The organism is Bacteroides sp. AM37-9, assembly GCF_003603455.1.
Lineage (GTDB): Bacteria > Bacteroidota > Bacteroidia > Bacteroidales > Bacteroidaceae > Bacteroides > Bacteroides xylanisolvens.
This window is the reverse complement of the sequence record NZ_QTNF01000002.1, coordinates 236,927-261,653: the sequence shown is the minus strand read 5'-3', so window position 1 is coordinate 261,653 and position 24,727 is coordinate 236,927. Positions and strand designations below refer to the sequence as shown.

Below are 24,727 nucleotides of genomic sequence, written 5' to 3'. Positions count from 1 at the left end.
ATAAAGGAGTATGAAAAAGATACATTTAATCTATGCAGCCTGCCTGCTGGTAGGTATGGGGGCTTGTGCTGCAAGTGTGCAAAAACAGGTGAAGGATAATTCTGATGTATGGAAAGAGTACAATACAGGTGCTGTATTGTTTGAGGATAAAGCACCGGAAACGCTGGGATCGGACATTTACCACCGGATCATTCCCGATGCTGAATCGTATATCAAGGAACAGGCACGTACTGTATTAGCTACTCTTTACAATTCTCCGGAAGATAGTATTCCCGCAGTGCACAAGATACATTATACTTTGGAAGATATCAACGGTATTTCTGCTAAAGGCGGTGGCAATGGTGATGTGACGATTTTCTACAGTACACGTCATATTGAAAAATCTTTTGCAGCGAATGATACGGCAAAGTTGTTTTTCGAAACACGCGGGGTATTGTTGCATGAACTGACACATGCTTATCAGCTGGAACCGCAAGGAATCGGTTCTTATGGAACCAATCGTGTGTTCTGGGCATTTATCGAGGGAATGGCAGATGCTGTGCGGGTTGCCAATGGAGGATTTGACGGACCGAATGCCCGTCCGAAAGGCGGGAACTATATGGACGGTTATCGTACAGCCGGTTATTTCTTTGTCTGGTTGCGTGATAACAAAGATCCTGAATTCCTGCGTAAGTTCAATCGCAGTACGTTGGAGGTGGTGCCTTGGTCGTTCGATGGTGCTATCAAACATATTTTAGGGAATGAATATAATATTGACGAATTATGGCATGAGTATCAGGTCGCTGTAGGTGATATACAAGCATAATAATGTAAATATGGTGAGTGTAATGGGTAAAAGAGGATTGTTTTTAGTATGGCTGTGCCTGGTGAGTATTTTGCCAGGCATGGCTCAAACCGAGAAACTGATTGATTATGTGAATCCATTTGTGGGAACAGATGGTTATGGTAATGTGTATCCGGGTGCGCAGATTCCTTTCGGGGGAATTCAGATGAGTCCGGACACGGATAGTAAATACTATGATGCGGCTTCCGGTTATAAATATAATCATTCCACCTTGTTGGGGTTCAGTCTGACTCATTTAAGCGGGACTGGTATACCTGATTTGGGAGACTTCTTGTTTATTCCCGGAACAGGAGAGATGAAACTGGATCCGGGGACACGTGAGGAGCCGGAAAAGGGATACCGTTCACGTTATTCTCATGAAAAGGAATGGGCATCACCTAATTATTATGCGGTGGAACTGTCAGATTATGGAGTAAAGGCTGAAATGACGTCAGGGGTACGTAGTGGTATGTTTCGTTTCACCTATCCTCAATCGGATAAAGCTTTTATTATGATCGATATGAACCATACTTTATGGCAATCTTGTGAATGGGCAAATCTGCGCATGGAAAATGATTCTACCATCACCGGATATAAACTGGTGAAAGGTTGGGGACCGGAACGGCATATTTATTTCACGGCTACTTTCTCTAAAAAGTTGACCGGCTTGCGCTTTATGCAGAATAAGAAACCGGTGATTTACAATACCTCCCGGTTTCGTAGCAGCTATGAAGCTTGGGGAAAGAATCTGATGGCTTGCATCTCTTTTGATACGAAAGCCGGAGAGGAAGTGATTGTAAAAACTGCTATTTCATCGGTCAGCACAAACGGGGCAAAAAACAATATGGCGGAACTTGCTGGACTCACTTTCGATGATCTGAAAGCTAAAGGAGAAGCACTATGGGAAAAAGAACTTGGAAAATATACCCTTACTGCCGACCGTAAAACGAAAAGAACATTCTATACGTCGGCTTATCATGCGGCTTTGCATCCGTTCATCTTTCAGGATGCAGACGGGCAGTTTCGCGGATTAGATAAAAATATAGAGAAAGCCGAAGGATTTATCAACTATACGGTATTCTCTCTTTGGGATACCTACCGGGCTTTGCATCCCTGGTTCAATCTGGTGCAGCAGGAAGTGAATGCCGATATTGCCAATTCCATGTTGGCTCATTATGATAAGAGTGTGGAGAAAATGCTTCCTATCTGGTCGTTTTATGGAAATGAGACTTGGTGTATGATTGGTTATCATGCAGTTTCCGTATTGGCTGACATGATTGTGAAGGGAGTGAAAGGATTCGATTACGAACGTGCGTATGAGGCTATGAAGACCACGGCGATGAATCCGAATTATGACTGTTTGCCGGAATATCGTATGATGGGATATGTGCCTTTTGATAAAGAGGCGGAGTCAGTATCTAAAACATTGGAATATGCGTATGATGATTATTGCATGGCACAGGCTGCCAAGGCTTTGGGTAAAGAGGATGATTATCGTTATTTCTTGAATCGTGCACTCTCTTATCAGACTTTGATTGATCCGGAAACGAAATATATGCGTGGCAAGGACAGTCAGGGAAACTGGCGTACACCGTTTACTCCGGTAGCTTATCAGGGCCCCGGATCTGTAAATGGATGGGGGGATATTACGGAAGGCTTTACTGTACAATATACTTGGTATGTACCACAAGATGTACAAGGATATATGAACGAAGCTGGCGAAGATTGGTTCCGCAACCGGTTGGATGAACTGTTCACAGTAGAGTTGCCGGATGATATTCCGGGAGCACATGATATTCAGGGACGTATCGGAGCTTATTGGCATGGAAATGAACCTTGCCATCATGTAGCGTATCTTTATAATTACTTGAAAGAACCTTGGAAATGTCAGAAGTGGGTCCGTGCTATTGTTGACCGTTTCTATGGCGATACTCCGGATGCATTAAGTGGCAATGACGATTGCGGGCAGATGTCGGCTTGGTATATGTTCAATTGCATTGGCTTTTACCCGGTGGCTCCTTCAAGCAATATGTATAACATTGGTTCTCCTTGCGTTGAGGCAATAACAGTTCGGATGAGCAACGGAAAAGTTATTGAAATGGTAGCAGATAATTGGTCGCCGAAGAATGTGTATGTAAAGGAATTGTATGTGAATGGCAAGAAGTATGACAAATCTTATTTGAAATATGAGGATATACGTGATGGCGTGAAACTACGTTTTGTCATGAGCAGTAAACCGAACTATAAGCGTGCGGTATCGGATGAAGCGGTAGCTCCTTCTTTGTCGTTGCCTGGAAAGACAATGAAATATCAGGTAAATTTGATGAAAACGGGTATATCAAACCAGTGAAAATAACTTTTGAAGGAGTATTACCCAGTCCGTTTGATAGTACGAAGTGATGTTTTTATTACATTTGCCATTGTAAAACGATTATTAATTAAATATCTAAATCATGAGAAGATATTTCCTGTTAGTTGTGTGTTTGTGCTTGGCATCACTACTTCGTGCACAGAATAAGTTAGAGTTAATTTCTCCCAATGGAGAGCTGAAAGTGTCCTTGAATCTCTCGGATAAAATCTATTATAGTATAGATTATAACGGAGATGTATTGTTGAAAGACAATTCCCTTCAGTTGACATTGAGGAATCAGGTGTTGGGACAAAATCCCAAACTGCGCCGTCAGAAACGTACGGGTGTCGACGAGCAATTAACTCCTATTGTTCCTTTGAAATATGCGAAAGTCAATAATCGTTATAATCAATTGCTACTGACCTTTAAAGATTATTCAGTAGAATTCCGTGCTTTTGACGATGGAGTTGCTTACCGGTTTATTACCTCACAAAAAGGTGATGTTGAAGTAATGAACGAAGAGTTTGCTATCAACTTCCCGTCGGATTATCTTCTTCACTTGCAACAACCGGGAGGCTTCCATACAGCTTATGAGGAACCTTACACACATGTTCAAAGTAATGCGTGGAAGCCTGAAGAACGGATAGCTGTTTTGCCGGTATTGGTTGACACACAAAAAGACTATAAAATATTAATCAGCGAGTCGGATCTGGCTGATTATCCATGTATGTTTTTCAAAGGAACGGGCACGAACGGAGCAATTTCTGTTTTTCCTAAAGCTCCGCTTGCGTTTGCCGAAAATAGTGATCGAAGCGTGAAGATTACTCAAGAAGCTGATTACATTGCTAAAACAAAAGGTACGAGAAATTATCCTTGGCGTTACTTTGTGATAAGTAAAAATGATAAGCAGTTGATTGAGAATACAATGACTTATAAACTGGCTGAAAAGAATCAACTTCAGGATGTTTCATGGATTAAGCCGGGACAGGTGAGCTGGGAATGGTGGAATGACGCTTCTCCTTACGGACCGGATGTGAATTTTGTTTCCGGTTATAACTTGGATACTTATAAGTATTACATTGATTTTGCTTCTAAATTTGGTATTCCATATATCATTATGGATGAAGGCTGGGCTAAAAGTACACGTGATCCTTATACGCCTAATCCCAAAGTAGACTTGCACGAGTTGATCCGTTATGGCAAAGAAAAAAATGTAGGGATTGTGCTTTGGTTGACGTGGTTGACGGTAGAAAACAATTTTGATCTCTTCAAGACTTTCAATGAATGGGGAGTAAAAGGACTTAAGATTGATTTTATGGACAGAAGCGATCAGTGGATGGTCAACTATTACGAACGGGTAGCCCGGGAAGCAGCCAAACATCATTTGTTTGTCGATTTTCATGGCTCTTTCAAACCTGCCGGACTGGAATATAAATATCCGAATGTATTGTCTTACGAAGGAGTGCGTGGAATGGAACAAATGGGCGGTTGTTATCCGGATAATAGTCTGTATTTACCATTTATGCGTAATGCTATCGGTCCGATGGATTATACTCCCGGAGCGATGATTAGTATGCAGCCTAATGTGTATCGGTCGGAACGTCCTAATGCTGCAAGTATCGGAACACGTGCTTATCAGTTGGCACTCTTTGTGGTTTTTGAAAGTGGTCTGCAGATGTTGGCGGATAATCCTACTCTTTATTATCGTAATGAAGATTGTACCCGTTTCATTACACAAGTTCCCGTAACGTGGGACGAGACTGTGGCACTGGAAGCTAAAGCGGGTGAATATGTCATTGTTGCAAAACGGAAAGGTGATAAGTGGTTTATAGGAGGAATGACTAACAATGGTGAAAAGGAACGTAAGTTTACCATAAAGTTAGATTTCTTGAATAAAGATCGCTCTTATCAAATGACATCTTTTGAGGATGGTATCAACGCAGGACGTCAGGCGATGGATTATCGTTGCAAGTCAGCCCAAGTGAAAGCCGGAGAACAGCTAACTATAAAGATGGTTAGAAATGGCGGCTTTGCAGCTGTCATTGAATGATGGCACATATTCTAACTTTCCATACGTAAAAATGGAATCCTCTTTCAATCTATCACCATTCTTCTGAAACGCATTGTTCATCGAGCTTTCAGGGTGGTGATAGATTGTTCTCCACCTATCATCTAATCATTCATCTATCACCGTTTGAAATGAACATGCCTGCATATAAATATAAGCTTGTATGTAAATAGAAGTTTCAACAGGGGATACCTTTGGTTTCAAGGCGGGAAACTTTAGTTTCCATTAGGGGAAACTGCAGTTTCAGAGGCTTGAAACTAAAGTTTCTAAGGCTTGAAACAAAGTGTTTTACTACATGAAACTGTTTGTTTCAAGCGTTGAAACCAATCGTTTCACGGCACGAAACACTTTGTTTTGCTATTTGTTCTAAGAAGGCAATGTCTCGGAATCAACGTTTTCTCTTAGAGAACCACTCTTTAAACTCTGCTACTCGGGCTTTGCTGACAAGTATTTTTTCTTTGATTCCTGAATAATACAAGTTGATGGACAGGCGGCTGTTGAACCATAAGTCAATATCTTTGATAGCTTCTCGCGAAATAAGATATTGGCGGTTAGCCCGAAAGAAAAGAGAAGGATTGAGACACTCCGTAAGTTCATCTAATGTTTGAGAAAAACAGTATTCGGTTTCATCGGTTAAGACTACTTTTACCTGACAGTCCTTAATATAAAACAATTGTATCATATCTACAGAAACGGGCAATAGTTTGTCTCCTTTGCTAGGAATAAGGAAATGACTTTTATAGTTTTCCTGCTTTTGGAGTGAATGTATCAGTTTCAGTAGCTCATTCTCCTGTTGTGGAAAGGGGAACTGGTGTTTGTCAGCAGCATCTTGTAAACCTTGGAGCTTATCGAAAGCGTGTTCTATGTCTTCCTTACCGATGGGTTTTAATAAGTAGTCGATGCTGTTTACTTTAAATGCGCGTAATGCATATTCATCATAGGCAGTTGTAAAGATAATCGGACAAGTAATATTGATATGATTGAATATCTCGAAGGCGGAACCATCTGCCAGGTGAATATCCATGAATACCAGTTCCGGCATCGGATGAGAACTGAACCATTCGATAGTGGAACTGATACTATCCAGTATGGTCACGATTTCTCCATTCGGTTTTATCTCATTCAGCAGTGAAGTCAGGTTTCGTACTGCTGCTTTTTCGTCTTCTATAATGACAATCTTCATGGTGATTATTGTTCTAGTTGTGGTTTTTCAATCAAAGGAATACAAACTCTAAACTCTCTGTCCTCCGTTATTTGTATATCCCGTTTAAACAAGAGCCTGTATCGCTTGGCAAGGTTGGCAAGTCCGATGCCGGTTCCGGAAGTTGCAGTCCATTTGGGCTGAATGTCGTTGCTGATAGACAAATTGCCGTTATCGTCCGTCGTGATATGAATGGTCAACGGCTTCCGGTTGCTGATTTCGTTGTGCTTTACTGCATTCTCTATCAACACTTGCACCGCCATTGGAGGGAGGAGATATTCTTCGTAGGCATTGCTTATCTGTATGTCGAATTGTAGATTGTTCTCAAAACGCATCTTTAATAGAAATATATAAGCGGAAACAAATTCCATTTCTTCCCGGAGACTGACACATTGTGACTCATTACTTTGCAAAGTATACCTTAGTACCCGGGAGAGTTCCTGAATGTAATCCTGCGCTTTATCCTGATTTTCGCGTACCAGCGAACGCAGGGTATTCAGCGAGTTGAACAGCATGTGTGGGTTCAGCTGATTCTTCAGTACTTCATACTGATTGCGGAGATTCTCTGCCTGAAGCTGTTCGTTTTCAATAAGTACCAGTTGCTGCTTGAATATAAGATGAATGATGCAGCAGCTACTGGTGACGAGACATGCCACAATAAAATCCCGCAATGGATGCAAATAATGATGTACCATGGCATCGATGGCCGGAATATCAAACGTTCTGTGAAGGAAAACAAAAAACTGTCCTGACAAGTTACTCAATATCCATGTCACGATAAAGGAAAGCAAAATCTTTGTTCCTGTAATTTTAATGGAAGCCTGATTGAAATGAAACAAACGGGTATTGATGGCAAAAAGTAACAATAGCGACAGAAAGGTAAACAGGATTTCGTTTGCCACATCTATAAACTTCATCCCCGGGAATAAGGAATGACTTTCGAAACGGTCGAAAAGAGATACTGATTCAGGAAAATGAATCAGTACAGCAACCGCTAAGGAGATGATGACTGTGGAAAGTATATATTTATCTTTTTTTATTGCTTTGGCTATCATACAACAAAGATAGTGGTAAATTATGAGTTACCGGTTATAAAATGTCAATGCTGTTGTCACAGTTGGTCAATTATTGTTTCTGAATGTGTGCCGTGACATACATACCGGGGCGGAATTGTACATTTTCCTCCTTGATGGAAGCATACACTTCGAGCGAACGATTGGTTTCGTCTACTTTTTGTCCGATGGAAATCACGATACCGTGAAAGGTTTGTGTCCCCATTCCGTTTACACGAAACTGTACCGGGCTGCCGACTTGTATGTCTGCAAGATCTTTCTCGTAAGTAGTCAGGCAAAGCATCGGGCTGCTTTTATCGATAAGTTCGCAAAGTGCTTCTCCCGGATTGATATATTTGCCGATATTCATCTCTACATTAGCGGCATAACCACTAATGGGGGCTTTGACTTCCAGTAGCGGTTGTATTCCGTTCTTAAGTAATGCCTCCGTTTGAACGCCTAAAAGAGAAAGTTGTGCAGCAGCGGCGTCCTGGCGACTCTTCATGGAGAGAAAGTCCGCTTTACTTTGCTGGAATTTCTTTTGAGAAGCTGCTTGTTCGGCAGACAGATTTTTTTGCCGTTCGTATTCAGCTAGGAGATATTCGGTTTGTGCGTGACTGTCCAGATAAGTTTGTTGCAGGGTGATGAACTCCGGATTCTCTAACGTGGCGATTACACTGTTTGCAGCCACCCATTGCCCTGGAAGCAGAGAAGCTTTTTTTACAATGCCTCCCATGGTTAAAGCAATGGTTGCCTGACGTTGAGGAGGAAGAACGATTCGTCCGTTGAACGAAACCTGATTAGGCTTTGAGGTAGCTGAAGTGATGGCATCCACTTCGGGTTGTGCGATGGTATCTGCTATCGTTTCGGTAACGGGAATTGCGGCGGATTCGTTATTTGTAGTTTGCTGGTTTCCTTTGCAAGCCGTTAGAACTAGTAAAAGGATGGGATAAACTATCTTTTTCATATCTTATGTTTTATAATAATTATTCTGGGTGATGTATGTCATTCAATGTCTCGATCTTCCACCTACTTGAAAAGTTCATATTCCAGTGCAGCAATATTGTATTGGTAGACTGTTTCAATATAGCCTCTGCGTATCTCTCTGGCGGTGGTAATCGACTGTATATATTCGGCAATGCCTGTTTCGCTCTGCTGCAATTGCAGGTTGGCTGCCTTTGTCAGTTCGTCCGCTTCTTTCAAGGCCGATGAGGTATAATATCGTAAACTCTCATTATATCTGCGGAGGGATGCTTCCAGTTCGAGTGTCTTATTTCTTAACTCCAGGATGTTGGCATCTGCCTGTATTTGCGCTGAAGTGGCAGTTAGCCGTGCCTGCTTCACTTTGCTCTTTTGTGGCAGGAAGTAGATGGGGAAAGAAACCCCGATCATCCAGGCATTCAGATTCTTAAGTGGGAGAATGTCCTGACGTGTATACCCCACACTGATTTCAGGAAAGAAATGGCTCTGCTCTACACGGAGCATTGCTTTCGCTTCATCTGCCTGGCTTTGAAAGTAGGCAGTATGTGCTCTCGACAGGTTTCCATCCGAAATGCCGGTATAGAATAAGGATAAAGTGGAATCCACCGGAACAATGGGATCGTTGGAGTAGCAACTCCATTGGAAACGTGCCAATGCCATTTTCTCTTCTTCTTTTGCTTGGAACCAGCGGTTATGCAGATCGGCAGCTATGGTGGTCATCATATTTTTCTCTAGCAAGGTGATCTCTCCTTGTTGGTATCGTAATTCTCCGATGCGCTGCAGTTCTTCTGCCATTTTATCCTGATCCCGATACATTGAACAGAGATTAGTGGCATATTGGTAGTAGGCCCACGCCCTTTTCACTTCTGCTGTGATTTCTTTCTCTACCATCTGCCGATAATAGGTGTTCGTTTTTACCTGACGGTTGACTAACGCATTCTTATAGAATGGCGTTAGAAGGGAGCCCAGGCTTTGCTCGAAAGTCAGTTCCTTGTCTTTTTTGTTTTCTCCGTTAAGTTGACCCCAGGAATAGCTGAACGAGGTAGGCGTTGCTTCTATCACTTCTCCGCGAGTGGCTTTGGCTTGTTGAATAGCATTATTGGCTATTTTCAGGCGAGGATGATTTTGTTTGGCTATTTCTATCGCCTGTTCGAGACTGACTGTTTGTGTCTGTTGAGCGGAAACGAACGCGGGAAGAAACAAGAACAGGAGACACAATCCCCCGAAAGGCCAGCGCAGTTTGATTCCCGGACGTCTCCAGGTAGCAAATGAATTTACAATTTTGTAAAACACCGGAATGATGAGTAAAGTCAGTACGGTAGAAATTATCAAGCCACCGATGACCACTGTTGCCAACGGACGTTGTACTTCTGCGCCGGCTGAAGTGGCTATTGCCATCGGGACGAATCCCAGAGATGCAACCAGTCCTGTCAGGAATACAGGACGGAGCAAGTGTGGAGTCCCTCTTTTGATAATCTGGTTTGTAGTCATGGAATAGGTATTTTGTTTACGAAGTTCGTTGAAGTGATTTACCATCAGGATACCATTCAATACTGCCACCCCGAACAAAGCGATGAATCCTACTCCGGCCGATATGCTAAACGGAAGTCCGCGTAGCCAAAGTGCGGCGATACCACCGATGAGCGATAGGGGGACGGTTGAGAATACCATCAGGGTATAGGTGATGTTCTTGAATGCGAAGAACAGAATCAATAGAATGAGCATTAATGCTACGGGGATGACCACCAGTAAGGTATTGATGGCATTTTGCAAGTTTTCGAACTGGCCGCCGTATTCGAAGTAATATCCCGGCTTCAGTTTGATGTTCTTGTTCAATGTCTCTTGAATATTGGCGACAACTTGCTGGATGTCTGCGTCACGCACATTGACACCGATGACGATGCGCCGTTTGGTTGCATCCCGGTTGATTTGCAGTGGTCCACTGACAAGGTCGATGCTTGCTACCTCTCCAACAGGGATTTGAATTCCTTCCGAAGTGCGTACAAACAACTTATCAAGATTCAAGTCGGCCACTTTCTCCTGGTCAAGCCGGACCACGAGATCGAATCTCCGCTCGTTTTCAAAGATTACACCTGCTGACTCTCCGGCATAGGCAGTTCGGATAATGGTGTTAAGCTCTTGTATGTTGATGCCGTAACGGGCTATTTTGCCACGGTTGTATTTCACTACCAATTGAGGTAATCCCATCGTCTGCTCAACGATGACATCCGCTGCTCCCGGCACTTTTTCTACAAAGGTAGCTGCTTCTTTGGCTCTTTCATATAATTCGTGCGTGTCTTCTCCATATAATTTGATGGCAATATCTGCTTTTGCTCCCGTCATCAGCTCGTTGAAGCGAAGCTGTATCGGTTGCGAGAAGTTGAATTCGGCACGTTCGGAGAGCGGAGCAAGTGCATCTTTCATTTTATCCACCATTTCTGCACGGCTTCCGGCACTTGTCCATTCTTTAAATGGTTTCATGATAATCATCACATCGGCATCTTCCACTGCCATCGGGTCAGTGGGAACTTCCGCCGTTCCTATTTTGGCTACAACATGTTTGATTTCAGGGAATTTATCCATTAATGCTTTCTCTGCCAAGCGGGATACTTCGATACTTTCGGTCAGCGAACTTCCTGCGGGTAGTGTCATTTGCATGGCAAAATCTCCTTCGTCCAAAGTAGGAATGAACTCTGCTCCCAGGCGGGTAAAGAGGAAAAGTGAACCGATCAGTGCGGAGAAGGCTACGATGACGGTACGCCATTTGTAACGAAGACAGGCACGCAGGGTGTGCTGGTAGATCTTGTTCAGTTTCTCGAAGAAGCGGTCGGCAAGGGTGGGTTTCACAACAATGGTATGCTTCAGAAAGAGGGAGGCCATCATAGGAACATAAGTCAGTGAAAGAATTAAGGCTCCGATAATGCAGAACACAAGTGTTTTGGCCATGGGGGTGAAGTATTTCCCTTCAATCCCGTTCAATGTAAGGATGGGGAAGAAGACGATAAGGATAATTAACACTGCAAAGGTGGCGGAACGTGCAACGCCGGAAGCTCCTTTTTCCACTTCTTTGTCCATCTCTTTGCGGGTCAGTGTGCGGCCTCGGAATTGTTTTCCGTAAATGTGGGCGAGGATACCTTCCAAGATAACGATAGAGCCATCTACTACAATACCAAAGTCAATGGCACCGAGACTCATTAGATTGGCGGTGACATTGAATACACGCATCATGATAAAAGCGAAGAGCATTGCCAGCGGGATGACGGATGCTACAATCAGTCCGGCACGGAGATTGCCGAGGAAGAGGATGAGTACAAGGAAGACGATAACTGCTCCTTCAATCAGGTTGTTGACAACCGTAGAGATGTTCCGGTTTACCAGTTCCGAACGGTTCAAGTAAGGTTCTATACTGACTCCTTCGGGTAATAGCTGCTGTATTTTTTCTACCCGTTTTTCGAGTTCTTGAGTCACTACATTTGCGTTGGCACCTTTCAGCATCATGGCAATTCCGCCGACACACTCGCCCTCACCATCCTTGGTCATGGCACCAAAACGCTTTGGAGAACCGAAGCGGACAACTCCTACATCACTGATATGTACCGGAATCCCATTTCGGTTGGTCACTACAATCTGTTCAATATCCTTGATGCGGGTAATCATACCTTCCGACCGGATATAGTAGGCGTTCTTTATCTTCTCAATGTAGCTTCCGCCGGTATTTTGGTTGTTGCTGCTAAGTGCTTCGAACACCTCGCCGATAGTGATATTCAAAGAAAACAGGGCGTCCGGATCGACGGCTACTTCATATTGTTTCAGGTAACCGCCGAAACTATTGATTTCTACTATACCGGGTATACCGGACAACTGACGTTTCACCATCCAATCTTGAATGGTGCGGAGTTCCATTGCGTCATATTTCTTCTCATATCCGGGAGCTACCTTCAATATATACTGGTAAATCTCTCCTAGACCGGTGGTGATGGGCATCATCTCCGGTGTTCCGAGTTCGGAGGGAATCTCGCTTGTTACGCTTTGTATTTGTTCATTTATCAACTGCCGTGCATCGAGTGTGGGGACACTTTCTTTAAAAACGACCGTTACGACCGATAGCCCGAAGCGGCTGACAGAACGGATATCTTCGACATTCATAATATTGCTCATCGCTATTTCGATAGGCATAGTGATGAGTTGTTCCACCTCTTGTGGCGCGAGTGTAGGGGATACGGTCACTATTTGTACCTGATTATTGGTAATGTCGGGCACGGCATCAATAGGTAGTGTCAGCATCGCATAGATACCTCCGATAAACAGGAAGAGAGTAGTGAGTCCTACAAATAGTTTCTTCTTGATTGAAAAACGTACAATAGCTGTAAACATGACTTTCGTTGTATTATTATTTCACGATACAAAATTACTACCTATCTTCATCCGTTATCACTAAGAATAAATGAAGCGGAAAGATTGTGGGGTGAAGTGACGGATTTGGGAATTGAAAGATGTAAAATCATAGTTCTTGTTTCACTGCTGAACAAACATTTCTTTCAGTTTACTCGTTTAATATAAAAACAAACTAAATGTATATTCAGCATGAAAACATTCGTCTTGATGATGGTAAGCCTGTTGTTTGCAATTTCTTCGGAAGCGCAAAACAAGTCTTTTTATGATTTTACAGTGAAAACTATTGATGGTAAGGACTTTTCTCTTTCTTCACTGAAAGGTAAGAAAGTGCTGGTAGTCAACGTGGCATCTAAGTGTGGGCTGACGCCCCAGTATGCTCAACTGGAGAAACTATATGAGAAATATAAAGAAAAAGACTTTGTTATTATCGGTTTTCCGGCGAATAACTTTATGGGACAAGAACCGGGTAGTAATGAGGAAATAGCCAAGTTCTGTTCTTTGAACTATGATATTACTTTTCCGATGATGGCTAAGATTTCCGTTAAAGGAAAAGATATGGCTCCTCTTTACCAATGGTTGACGGAGAAAAAACAGAATGGAAAAGAAAACGCACCGGTTCAGTGGAATTTTCAGAAGTTTATGATTGATGAGAACGGACGTTGGGCGGGAGTTGTGTCTCCGAAAGAAAGTCCGTTCTCTGAAAAGATTATTACTTGGATAGAGAAGGAATAAGAGATACTTTTTTCAGCTCTTCTTCGAAGTTGGGAGTGAAGATTCCTTTACCCAGATTTTCTTTTATTTCTTCGATCTTCCAAAATCGTCCACCGTCCAGTTCGTCGCTGGGATGGATTTCTTCCTCATAAACGGTTTTGTGGACAAAAACAAGCTCTTTTTCACGGCTGGATTCAAAAACATAACTGGTGAGAAGCTCGGGGGTGAAGTCTGTGATGCCCAATTCTTCACGGACTTCTCTCTTTAGGGCGATTTCTACGCTTTCGCCCAAATCAATATGTCCGCCCACAGCCGTATCCCATTTCCCCGGTTGAATGTCTTTCCATTCGGGGCGTTTCTGTAAGTAGATGTCTCCTTGGGCATTGAATACGTGAAGGTGAACTACCGGATGAAGCAGTTTGCTACCGCTGTGACATTCTCCGCGAGTGGCGGCTCCGGTGATATTTCCCTGTTCGTCTACGATAGGGAACATTTCCTGGTTATTATCGCTTGGCATAGTGTCTTTTATATTGCGTAAAATCTTTCGGAGAGGAGGATTTCTTATGGTATTAATAAAGAAGAATCTCCATAACTTAGGAATCGGAAATCATGCGCCAGTGCATAATCATAAATTGTGCGCCAATTCCCTTTTACAAAAGCTGAAACTAAAAGCAGCAAGGTACTTTGCGGCTGATGGAAATTAGTAACCATCGCTTTCACTATTTTATAATTGTATCCCGGTGCTATGATAATCTGTGTACTGGTGTGAAGGGTTTCCAAACCATTCCTGTCGAGATATCCTAATATCTTTTGCAACGCAACAACGGGAGGAATCTGGTCGTACTTTTCATAAGGCTGCCATTGTTTGACACGTAGTTCTTCTTCCGTAGCATACGGATTTTCAGCCAATGTAACTCCAATGTGATACAGGCTTTCCAGAGTCCGTACAGAAGTAGTCCCTACTGCAATAGCACAACCGTCGTGGTCAATCAGTTTTTTGATGGTACTCCGATTGACCGATATATATTCCGTGTGCATCTCGTGACCTTCGATTTCTTCACTTTTTACAGGTTTGAATGTGCCTGCTCCTACGTGTAGAGTTAATTCTTCAAGATCGATGCCTTTCTCTTGAAGTGCATCCAATACTCGTGGAGTGAAATGTAATCCCGCCGTAGGCGCAGCTACCGAACCTTTAATCTTAGAATAAACAGTCTGATAAGTTTCCTTGTCACTTTCTTCCGTATCCCGGTTCAAGTAAGGAGGAATAGGAAGCTCTCCGAATACTTCAAGGATATCGGCAAACGTCACTTCTGGATTATCCCATGCAAAATCTACCCAATGGCTGGTTCCTTTACATTCTCCTCGGGTAGCGGTCAAGGTAATAGGGAATCCTTTGACGGTCATTTCGCGTTTCAACTGTCCGTCTTTCCATTTCTTCAGATTGCCGATCATGCAAAGCCAGGCGGCATGTGCTGTCTGTTGGAAATTCAAGACATAATCGTTTGGCTGGATCGGTTCAAGACAAAACACTTCGATCAGTGCTCCCGTCTCTTTTCGAAAATGGAGGCGCGCCTGAATGACTTTTGTATTATTGAATATCATCAGACTGCCTTGCAGCAGATATTCCGGCAAAGAAGTGAAAACATCTTCACTGATTTCTCCACGACGGTATATTAAGAGTTTGGACTGGTCGCGGGTAGGCAACGGGAATTTAGCAATACGTTCATCCGGAAGAGGATAACTGTATTCACTGATATGGATATGTCTAGGATCTTCTTTCATTGTTTTCTAAAATAAAAAGAGGTTAGAACCCATTCGGTTTCTAACCTCTTTAACCAGTCGGGGTGACTGGATTCGAACCAGCGACCACACGCCCCCCAGACGCGTACTCTAACCGGGCTGAGCTACACCCCGAATTGCGGATGCAAAAGTACAGATTAATTTTTAATTAGCAAATAAATAGCGTGAAATTTCTTCTATTATAAATTCCATAGTTAGTGCTATCTGTTGGCTATTAGTAGATTATGGAATTGTTTTGTTTGTTGGTGGGGCAGAATAAAAAGATGTTATGGATTTATATTTAATTCCATATTGCATTTTTCGATTTATGCAAAATGGCTGAGTTGTGGGACTAAATCATATCAATCAACCGAAAAACTTTAATAAAACTTTAATCGAATTTTCTTATCAGAACCTCATCGCTGTCTTTAAATTTATGTATTTATATGTATATAAATAATAATTATAGATAGTGATTGTATTTATATTTCACAACTTTGTGCTCTGCAATTTTAAAAAGTTCCACAGAGAAATTGTAGATTGACTAAATGATAATTTGTAATTATATGAGATGAATTTGTTCTTCTTTTTATGAAAAAAGAAAACAATGTGATGGGTTTGTGTTTCTAATTAATAAATTGAAAATTAGTAAATTATTTAATATATTTGATAAAGAATATAAACATGGTAAGAAGGTGTGAAAAATTACATGTTAATGATTGTTTCTGTTTCTGATGAATTTATTTTTTGATGTATATATTTGTGTTGTAATATTTATAAATAAAGTTTGTCGGGAGGATAAGAATATGGCAACAGTTAAATTTGTGTTGTACAAAAGTAACAAGCGAAAAGACGGGAGCTATCCTGTATGTTTGAGAGTAACTAAAAAAGGTAAGCTCAAGTACATTGATTTAAATTTATCTGCATTTGATGGGCAGTGGAATGAGGAGACTTGCCGCTTTAAGAATGATAAGCGTGTCAATCCTAATTATGAATTATATAATGGGCTGTTGAGCCATTACGAAGACCGAAAAAATACTATCCTAAGGAAGTTTTTGGAAGAGCGTGTAGATTGGACTTTGAATCAGTTTGAATCGGAATTTTTAGGTATGTCAAGGCAGGGAAAGGTTTATGACTACTTTATGAGGCAGGTCGAGAATTTGAAAGCTACAAAACATATTGGAAATGCAAAGGTTTATGAGCGAACTCTACGCATGTTGGCAAAATATGACCCGAAGATTAAGGAACGGGTATTTTCAGAATTGGATATAAAATATATCAATCGTTTTAATTTGGAAATGGAAAAAGACGGGTGCTGTGGCAATACCCGTAAATATTACCTTAAAACATTACGGGCGGTTATGAACAGGGCAATAAAGGAGCATGAAGCCTCATCAAGAACCTATCCGTTCGGTAAGAATGGTTTTGAAATAGGTTGTTTGGAGGAAGAAACAGAGAAACGCTATTTACAGCCAAAGGATTTGGAACTTTTAAAGAATTCGCCCCAAACGAATTTTATCTTGGAGCGTGCCCGTATGCTGTTTTTATTTTCCTATTATTGTTATGGGATGAGTTTTGTTGATATGGCAAAGCTTACGACTGAAAATATAGTTGTATCGGAAGGGATAGAACATATTATTTATAAACGGGAAAAGACGAAGAATGTCAAGAACATGAAGCCGTTAATAATACCTGTTACCCCTGCCTTGAAAGATATATTAGAGTGGTTTAAACAAAATACTTCTTTAGTAGGAAATTATCTTTTGCCTATAATAACGAAGGATTATGACGGAGAGCAACTGTATGACCATATACGTACCCGTTATCAACGCCTTAATAATAACCTGAAGAAATTAGGTAAGATATTAGGTGTTGAGAAGAATCTTACCACCTATGTGAGTCGTCATACGATGGCTATGACGTTGCAGGGTAATGACGTTTCCCGCGAAACAATTAGCGCAGTATTGGGACATCGTGACATTAAAACCACCATGACATATTTGGATAGTTTGTCACAAAATGTTTTGGATAGAGTTGCAATGTTATTATAATAATTTATTAAATCTTATTTGATATGATTTTAACGCTAAAAACACCTTTGGAGCAATTGATAGGTAAACTTCTTAAAGGGGAAGTAACAGCGCTGTCAGAAAAGAGACTCTATCTTTATGTTGAGAATTTAACGAATGGGGATAAAGGTAAACTTCGGCAAGCATTGAAAGATATAGATGATATGGTTGCTAAATGGAAGGATGGCTATTTTATATCCGTTTATGAAGAAAGGGTGATTGCTTTTAATCGAAGTAAATTGGCAATAACACCTCAAGAGTTGGATGATATTTATCATGAAGAAAATTATTTGTTGAAGTCTGGTAAAATTGCACTGTCAGTAGATTATTTATATGAATCTATTGCAAAGTATGGCTTTATAAATGAACATCATCAGGATGCTGTAGAAAGTGCATGTTTTTATCATGACATGGAGTTTTTGCGGAAAGAATGGGAGTGTTTAGTATTGGCTCCGATAATGTCATTACGGGATATTGTTTGTAGTATGTTGGGTATGGTCTGTGATACCCCTAAAAGTGAGTCGCAGACGTCTAGTAGACCATTAAAACGGATAGAAGATTATCCGGAGATATTTGATCTTGGTACTTGTTGTGAATTAACAGGCTATGCAAAGGATACGATTTACAAATGGACTCGTACTAAAGAAATACCATGTCATCGTTCCGGCACTAATGGACGTAAATTGAAATTCAAACGTGATGAAATTGTAGAATGGCTGACAGCTCGGAAACAGGAAACGAAAGATGAGTTTATAAAACGCAAAGAATCGGAGTTGGCTTCCAGGTATATCTATAATAACCTATAAAAGTAGTGGTATTTGTATACATTTAAAATAATCAGTTATGTATGACACAGTAGTTTTAAAACTTCTAAAAGAGGATATAGGCGATAAATACGATTGGAGGTCTGTCTTTAATAAAATTGACCAAATCAGTGAGTACAAGCCATTTGAAGGTGGTTCTGGACATATAAACGGGTTACGCGTTACTGTAACGGCAAAACATGTCAAAGTCAGTGGGAGCCTCTCTAAATATTTCAGAGGTACTAATCTCGATTCTCTAACCTTGTTACAAGTTGAAAAGGCTATCAAGCAGTTGGGCAAGGATTTGGGTGTTCCTATGATAAAGGCTGATGTGGAACGGGTGGATATGGCTGAAAACTTTGAAATGTCGCGTCCCCCTGAATTTTATATTTCTAAAATGCAAAGTTTGGGAGAATGTTGCCCTAATAAGTGGAAAGGAACTACCTATTTTCCTTCTAATGGGGTATTGTTACGCTTCTATGATAAATCCAAAGAAGTGCGTAAGAAAAGGAAAAATCAGAAGAATACTCCCGGTGCTTTCTCTACAAGTGTGGAACAGAATTTATTAAGATACGAGATATGCTTTGGTAAAAAGGCGATTAGGCGGATGTTCGGTCATCAGTTAAAAGCGAAAGACTTGTATGATAAAGATATATTTTGGAGGTTGGTATCCGAGTGGCTCTACTCCTATGACGAAATAGGTATAATATCGGATAAGCTTTTTGATGTGTCTTTTGAACAGATAAAAACGCTGAGTGATTTTGAGGAGTGGTGTATTTGTATTGCTCATAGTGTTGTTGGGCTTCCTTCTTTTGTAAAAGGGCGTTTCTCTGTCAGAGAGCGGAGTCTTGACGAATCGAATGGCAATAAAAAGGATGGACAGGATAGACAATATCATAAAAGAATACAGGATAAAATTAGAGGAGCTATGAAGCACTTTAGTGGTACTATGGGAAAAACAGAGTTGATGCAAGAACTGACAGATAAGATTGAGGCATATCTAACGGATAAGTTCGAAAACTCCCCCGATGCTTATAATGTGCGGGAAGATAGTGCTTCGGTCAAATAAGCTCTCTATTAGGTTCTATACGAGATAAACTTCTAACGGTTGGGGAATAGTGCTTGATTAGGGGTAACTCTTCTATAAAAGACTATTATGAGAGGTCATAAAAATAAAAGGAGGACTGGATATATGAAATATATCAAAGTCCTCTTTCGTCAATATACGCAGGCTATTGTCCTGCGTATATATCTTCTCTAATCTCTATTGGAAGCGTATTGCCACTTTTATTCCTTAATGGTATAATTTACTCGGTTAGGGGGGTAGAATAGTTAGTATCGCTTAAAAACGAGTCTCTATGATTAAATATGTGATGAGGCTATTGCTAAGAGTCGATGTTCCATTTTCAAGTTATCATAAAAAAGAATGGGGTGTAGGATGTCCACATTAGTTGGATGATACCCGTAAATGATGTAACAAGCTAGGGGTAGGAGTAGAGTACAGGTAGTAATATGAGAATGTCATATAGGATTAAAATAGAATGGATTGGAGTAGATATGTAGTGAAAAGGTAGGGGAAGGGCATAGTGATGAGGCTAATAGCGACGTCTCATTGACAAAAGTGATATCAGAGGTTTGGGAAGCCTCATCGAAGTTCTTTCCTAAAATCCTTGTTGGGTATCAAGTTTTATATAAATTTGTTCCATGACACCCCGAAAAACGTTTGTAGGACGTGGAATTTTGACTATATTTGTCGCATCATACAGGTTTATCCCTGTTTGGTGGACATAGTTAATTATGGAAGCGTTTAGCTTTATCCCGTTTTTAGAAATCTGGACAATTTCGAATCACACGGGGATTGGCGATACAAACGTTCATGCTAGCCGTATATACATACTCAAATGATATATACAGTTTAGCGTGGGGTGTCGTTTTATCTCGTGTGATAGGTTTGTCCAGAACCTCTAAAACAGATAATTCTAACAGCCTCACGCTTTCTTTTTTATACAAACCTTTCTTGTTGGGGCTAGGGAAGCAATAATTGTAATATGAAAATATCAAATTTGGGGATAGCCGTAATATTAGCGGCTTCTATGATTGTTATGTTTGCTTGTAGTGGTACACAAAACAAGAACGAAAACTATTACGCCAAGGTATTAACTTTGAACCCCGATGACCGCCAACCTATGGATGAAGGGGTAACTCTTAAGATTACCGAACTTGCACCGGATAAATTTCGTTTGAGGGTGTGTGATAAAGACGGTGATATTTTATTTGTGACATGGGTGAGCCTGCAATCGGAGAAATTTACGTTTAACAACAAAGCATTTAAAGATAGATTTAATATGCTTGACACCTACATCGCCCCGATAGTCTACATTTATACAGGAGAAGCCGTACAATTTAACCAAAAAGATAAGAGTGTGGCAACCACGATTGTAACGTCTAAACGATTAGAGGATTATGTAGCTCGAAAGACAGTTCGCATAGAGGAACAGGACGGGTGCGGGAATTGTATATATGTGGAAAATTGTTCAGTCAATAAACCTGATCAGGGGTGTCAATTAACCTACTTATTCCCTTTAAATCAATAAAATATGAAAACATTAAAATTTTGGATTGTCGTAACTTTAGCGATTTTTATAATGAGTGCATGTAATAATGCCTCTAGTGGAGATATTATTAGTAGGTTTTACTACCAACTAAATGAAAATGAGGGACTCATAATAAGTGAAGACACAACTCATCAATTCCGACTACAAATTACCAATAACGACGACCATAATTTGGTGATATGGGTAAAATTGGATGAAGTACAGCGTACAACGTCTGGAAATGCCATACGTGACCCAAAACAACAGTTTAACACTTATTTAGTAGATAGTCAGTACGTCTATCGTGGAACAGCGATGTTTAATGGTGAAGACCACCGGAGTGCTCTTGTTATTACTGCACTACCTCTTGAAAATTTTACTCAAGGAACATCAAAGCTAGCAATACGACATGGAAGTGTGAAGAATCTCATATTCATCGAGACGGATCATGCTCATATATATCCTATAAAAACACAATGGGAAAGTCCCTTGTATATAAATCTATGAAATGATGAAATAGTATAAATGACTGATATTGGAAGTAAAGTGGAAATTGTATATAATATTTGGATGGACGGAATTCTTGTAGTGTTTGATATGTGCGATGTGTGGAGAATTAAAAACTTATAAGTTATGGGAAAATTAGAATCTACTACTGTGAATATACCTACTCCACATCATGTGGGGCAAGGAAGGCTCGAACGGTGCTCAAATAAGAAAGTTTTATATGTAGACATGGATAACGTATTGGTAAACTTCCAATCGGGCATAGACGCTTTAAATGAGGACTTAAAAAGCCGATATGCGGGGTGTTATGATGAAGTCCCTAATATATTTGCAAAAATGCAACCCAATGAAGGGGCAATAGATGCCATGAATCGTTTAAAAGACAAATACGACATTTACATTTTATCAACAGCTCCATGGGATAACCCAAGTGCATGGTCTGACAAGTTAGAATGGGTGAAGCGTTATTTGGGTGAAGTATGCTATAAACGTTTGATCTTGTCGCACCACAAAAACTTGAATGCAGGGGATTATTTAATAGATGACAGGAAAAAGAATGGTGCTGCCGATTTTAAAGGTGAGCTTATATTGTTCGGTTCTGAACGGTTTCCAAATTGGGAGTCTGTGGTAAGGTATTTAATGTGATAAAAACACGAAGAACGCAAAAGAGATTTTACACTGCAATTTGCTTTAGTTTGGACTAAATATCCCGAAAACTTTAATCGAATTTTAATCGGTATAAAAATAAAGGAGCTAGATAACTATCTAACTCCTTGTTTTATATATGATTGTATGATGAAAATCTTTTACTCATTTCAATGCCCCCAGACGCGTACTCTAACCGGGCTGAGCTACACCCCGAATTGCGGATGCAAAAGTACAGATTAATTTTTAATTAGCAAATAATCCGTTGATTTTTCTAGTATGAATTGTGCCGATTTATAGCTATTATTCTGATTATTAGTCTTTCTTGTGGTCATGCAAATCTTTATCTCAATGAGTTAGTAGTTCTTTTGATTGCCTCTTATGTGATATAAAAGTACATTTCTTTAATTTTGCTTGAATTAGAAAACAATCTACTTATTTTTCATTTGAAAGCATTAATCCTTTTCTTGTCCTAAAAACACTATAAAAACCAGGTCAGTCTATAATAAAACGAAATAGGAAAATGATAAATGAACTAACAATCAGAGAGTTTGTTTATAAATTAATGTAAATAAAAGGTGTTTGACTTCCTTAGTATGATACTATATTTCCATTTTTGGTGCGTGGTAAATTAGGAAGTTATACATTTGTAAAAAGACTTAGTTTAGAAAGGTGTTAAATGTTAGACATTAAAAATAGAGAGACATTAGAGATATACGTCCTGGGTGACGATTTTAAATTTTATCAAAATCTGAAGTATCTTCCTTTGACTTCTTATCCTTCTAATAATCAATCAGCTTTGATTATATATTGTTTAGGTGGAAAGGCCAAAATTACAGTGCATGAAGATGTACATTGGATACAACCGGAGGAATTGATTATATTATTACCCGGACAATTTGTCTCATTTAGTGAGCCAAGTGAAGATTTCTCGACCGTTACGATGGTTATATCTACTTCACTGTTTAGTGATGCGTTAAGTGGTGTGCCCAGATTTTCTCCGCATTTCTTTTTCTATATGCGGACTCATTACTGGTATCCGCAGACGGAACGCGATATTCCCCGGATGTATAATTATCTGGGTATGATAAAAGATAAAGTTACCTCTCAAGATATATATAGGCGTGAGCTGATTATTCATTTGTTGAGGTATCTGTATCTGGAACTGTTCAATGCTTATCAAAAGGAATCGACCTTGATGACTGCCCGCAGGGATACCCGTAAAGAAGAGTTGGCTAATAAATTCTTTGGGCTTATCATGAAGCATTTTAAGGAGAATAAGGATGTGGCTTTTTATGCGGATAAACTGTGTATTACTTCCAAATACCTGACTATGGTAATTAAGGAGACAAGCGGGAAGTCTGCTAAAGACTGGATTGTTGAATACATCATATTAGAAATCAAGGCTTTGTTGAAAAACACAAGCCTGAACATTCAGGAAATAGCGATTAAAACGAACTTTGCGAATCAATCGTCGCTTGGACGTTTTTTTAGAAAGCATACAGGAATGTCGCTTTCACAATATCGAATGAGTAACTTAGAACAATAGTGCGGACAATTGCCTCACAATAGGCAATAATATCTATAGGGATTGGGAAGAGAAAGGGAATGAAGTCTATTTCATTCCCTTTTACTATGTGGTATATCTGATGTAGGATGGATTAAATTCCCATACATTCGCGATAGAAGTCGAGCATTTCGAAGATAGTGTCCTTATCGGCAGTCTGATTGATGCAAATGTCTCCAATATCTTTTAGTAAGGTGAAATTGATAGTACCTGAAGTATTCTTTTTATCATGCGTCATAAATGCATACAGTTGGTCATATTTCTTGCAGTCGAAAGTAAATACACCATAATTATCCTTGATAAACTGGATCGTTTGCCGCATTTTCTCTTTCGGGAAACCTACTTTGAGATGAGAAAGATACAGTTCGCACACAATTCCCCAAGCTACTGCATATCCATGTAATACAGGACGGTTTTCTGCCAGTGCCATACTTTCGAACGCATGTCCTACGGTGTGTCCCAGATTTAATGCTTTGCGGATTCCATGTTCGAAGGGATCCTGTTCTACAATATCTTCTTTCACTTGTACCGATTGACCTACCAATTGTTTGAGAGCTGCATAATCAATACTAGAGGAATCGAAATTGAGCAATTCTGCCCAATGTGCCGTATTGCTAATCAAACCGTGCTTCAACATTTCAGCATATCCGGAGAAGAAATTGTGTGTGTCCAATGTGCGTAGGAATTCAGTTTCAATCAATACACTGTTTGCCGGAGCGAAAGCACCGATTTCATTTTTCAGTCCGTTGAAGTTGATTCCTGTTTTACCCCCCACTGATGCGTCCACCATAGCGAGCAGAGTGGTTGGTATATTGATATAGGAAATGCCCCGTTTGAATGTAGCTGCGGCAAAACCTCCGAGATCTGTCACCATCCCTCCTCCAAGATTGATAAGTAAAGAGTGGCGGGTAGCCCCTTGAGTACTTAATGCCATCCAGACGGAAGCGAGTGTTTCCAGAGTTTTATGCACATCTTCTGCTCCGATACAGATTTCTACAGCATCTTTTAACAGATCCGATTCCTTTAGAGAAGGGAGACAAAGACGCTGGGTATGCTCGTCTGTGAGGACGAATAATTTGTCATGCGGACATAGCTCAATGGCACGACCGAGGCTCGTTTCCAAGCTTTCGCAGAGAATAACTTCTTGTTTACTCATGATTCTTTTGCTTTTTTACTCTGCAA

At 40.5% G+C, this 24,727-nt stretch carries 18 protein-coding genes and 1 tRNA gene; 11 read left to right on the top strand and 8 right to left on the bottom strand.

Annotated features, from left to right (window positions below):
• Window positions 1–10 precede the first annotated feature (10 nt).
• From DW862_RS02255 to DW862_RS02245, 3 genes are all read left to right on the top strand, one after another.
• Window positions 11–805 (top strand): basic secretory family protein, encoded by a 795-nt coding sequence (locus DW862_RS02255; RefSeq protein WP_120067219.1) that lies wholly within the window; start codon window positions 11–13, stop codon window positions 803–805.
• Between the two features lie 10 nt (window positions 806–815).
• Window positions 816–3,173: a GH92 family glycosyl hydrolase gene (locus DW862_RS02250; protein WP_004311027.1), complete on the top strand. Its 2,358-nt coding sequence runs from the start codon at window positions 816–818 to the stop codon at window positions 3,171–3,173.
• 103 nt (window positions 3,174–3,276) lie between these two features.
• Window positions 3,277–5,223, top strand: coding sequence for a glycoside hydrolase family 97 protein (locus tag DW862_RS02245; protein WP_120067218.1), 1,947 nt, complete (start codon window positions 3,277–3,279; stop codon window positions 5,221–5,223).
• A 406-nt stretch (window positions 5,224–5,629) separates the two neighbouring features.
• On the opposite strand, the gene DW862_RS02240 is transcribed toward DW862_RS02245, so the two are convergent.
• The 4 genes from DW862_RS02240 to DW862_RS02225 all read right to left on the bottom strand — a co-directional run bounded on the left by DW862_RS02240 (window position 5,630) and on the right by DW862_RS02225 (window position 12,849).
• The gene (locus DW862_RS02240) at window positions 5,630–6,424 is read right to left on the bottom strand and encodes a LytTR family DNA-binding domain-containing protein (protein WP_004305425.1); all 795 of its coding nucleotides are present in this window, start codon (window positions 6,422–6,424) and stop codon (window positions 5,630–5,632) included.
• Window positions 6,425–6,429: 5 nt separating this feature from the next.
• A complete protein-coding gene (locus DW862_RS02235) occupies window positions 6,430–7,497 on the bottom strand; it encodes a sensor histidine kinase (protein WP_120067217.1) in 1,068 nt (355 codons plus the stop codon).
• Window positions 7,498–7,567: 70 nt separating this feature from the next.
• A complete protein-coding gene (locus tag DW862_RS02230; RefSeq protein WP_120067216.1) occupies window positions 7,568–8,461 on the bottom strand; it encodes an efflux RND transporter periplasmic adaptor subunit in 894 nt (297 codons plus the stop codon).
• A 62-nt stretch (window positions 8,462–8,523) separates the two neighbouring features.
• Entirely contained in the window at window positions 8,524–12,849 is a 4,326-nt protein-coding gene (locus tag DW862_RS02225; RefSeq protein WP_120067215.1) for a CusA/CzcA family heavy metal efflux RND transporter, read from the bottom strand.
• 210 nt (window positions 12,850–13,059) lie between these two features.
• On the opposite strand from DW862_RS02225, the gene DW862_RS02220 reads away from it, so the two are divergent.
• A complete protein-coding gene (locus DW862_RS02220; protein WP_120067214.1) occupies window positions 13,060–13,602 on the top strand; it encodes a glutathione peroxidase in 543 nt (180 codons plus the stop codon).
• On the opposite strand, the gene DW862_RS02215 is transcribed toward DW862_RS02220, so the two are convergent.
• The 3 genes from DW862_RS02215 to DW862_RS02205 all read right to left on the bottom strand — a co-directional run bounded on the left by DW862_RS02215 (window position 13,580) and on the right by DW862_RS02205 (window position 15,495).
• On the bottom strand, window positions 13,580–14,098 hold the full coding sequence (locus tag DW862_RS02215; RefSeq protein WP_004323622.1) for an NUDIX domain-containing protein: 519 nt from the start codon (window positions 14,096–14,098) through the stop codon (window positions 13,580–13,582). The genes DW862_RS02220 and DW862_RS02215 overlap by 23 nt on opposite strands.
• Window positions 14,099–14,142: 44 nt before the next feature.
• Window positions 14,143–15,363, bottom strand: a complete 1,221-nt coding sequence (locus DW862_RS02210) for an S-adenosylmethionine:tRNA ribosyltransferase-isomerase (RefSeq protein ID WP_004314598.1) — start codon at window positions 15,361–15,363, stop codon at window positions 14,143–14,145.
• A 57-nt stretch (window positions 15,364–15,420) separates the two neighbouring features.
• A tRNA-Pro gene (locus tag DW862_RS02205) sits at window positions 15,421–15,495 on the bottom strand.
• A 671-nt stretch (window positions 15,496–16,166) separates the two neighbouring features.
• Here DW862_RS02205 and DW862_RS02200 point away from each other — a divergent pair.
• From DW862_RS02200 to DW862_RS02170, 7 genes are all read left to right on the top strand, one after another.
• Window positions 16,167–17,411, top strand: coding sequence for a site-specific integrase (locus DW862_RS02200; protein WP_117684894.1), 1,245 nt, complete (start codon window positions 16,167–16,169; stop codon window positions 17,409–17,411).
• Between the two features lie 23 nt (window positions 17,412–17,434).
• Window positions 17,435–18,235 carry an AlpA family transcriptional regulator gene (locus DW862_RS02195; protein WP_117684884.1) on the top strand — a complete coding sequence of 267 codons (801 nt, stop codon included), beginning with the start codon at window positions 17,435–17,437 and terminating at the stop codon, window positions 18,233–18,235.
• Window positions 18,236–18,272: 37 nt separating this feature from the next.
• Complete coding sequence (locus DW862_RS02190; RefSeq protein ID WP_117684882.1) at window positions 18,273–19,301, top strand: phage/plasmid replication protein; 1,029 nt, start codon at window positions 18,273–18,275, stop codon at window positions 19,299–19,301.
• Window positions 19,302–20,280: 979 nt separating this feature from the next.
• Window positions 20,281–20,826 (top strand): hypothetical protein, encoded by a 546-nt coding sequence (locus DW862_RS26240; protein ID WP_117685258.1) that lies wholly within the window; start codon window positions 20,281–20,283, stop codon window positions 20,824–20,826.
• Window positions 20,827–20,829: 3 nt separating this feature from the next.
• Window positions 20,830–21,333 (top strand): hypothetical protein, encoded by a 504-nt coding sequence (locus tag DW862_RS02180; protein WP_117685260.1) that lies wholly within the window; start codon window positions 20,830–20,832, stop codon window positions 21,331–21,333.
• Between the two features lie 126 nt (window positions 21,334–21,459).
• On the top strand, window positions 21,460–21,978 hold the full coding sequence (locus DW862_RS02175) for a hypothetical protein (protein ID WP_229077655.1): 519 nt from the start codon (window positions 21,460–21,462) through the stop codon (window positions 21,976–21,978).
• 679 nt (window positions 21,979–22,657) lie between these two features.
• The gene (locus DW862_RS02170; RefSeq protein WP_004314597.1) at window positions 22,658–23,527 is read left to right on the top strand and encodes an AraC family transcriptional regulator; all 870 of its coding nucleotides are present in this window, start codon (window positions 22,658–22,660) and stop codon (window positions 23,525–23,527) included.
• 112 nt (window positions 23,528–23,639) lie between these two features.
• Here DW862_RS02170 and aroB read toward each other — a convergent pair whose 3' ends face one another.
• Window positions 23,640–24,701 carry a 3-dehydroquinate synthase gene (aroB, locus tag DW862_RS02165; protein ID WP_008020580.1) on the bottom strand — a complete coding sequence of 354 codons (1,062 nt, stop codon included), beginning with the start codon at window positions 24,699–24,701 and terminating at the stop codon, window positions 23,640–23,642.
• Between the last annotated feature and the right edge of the window lie 26 nt (window positions 24,702–24,727).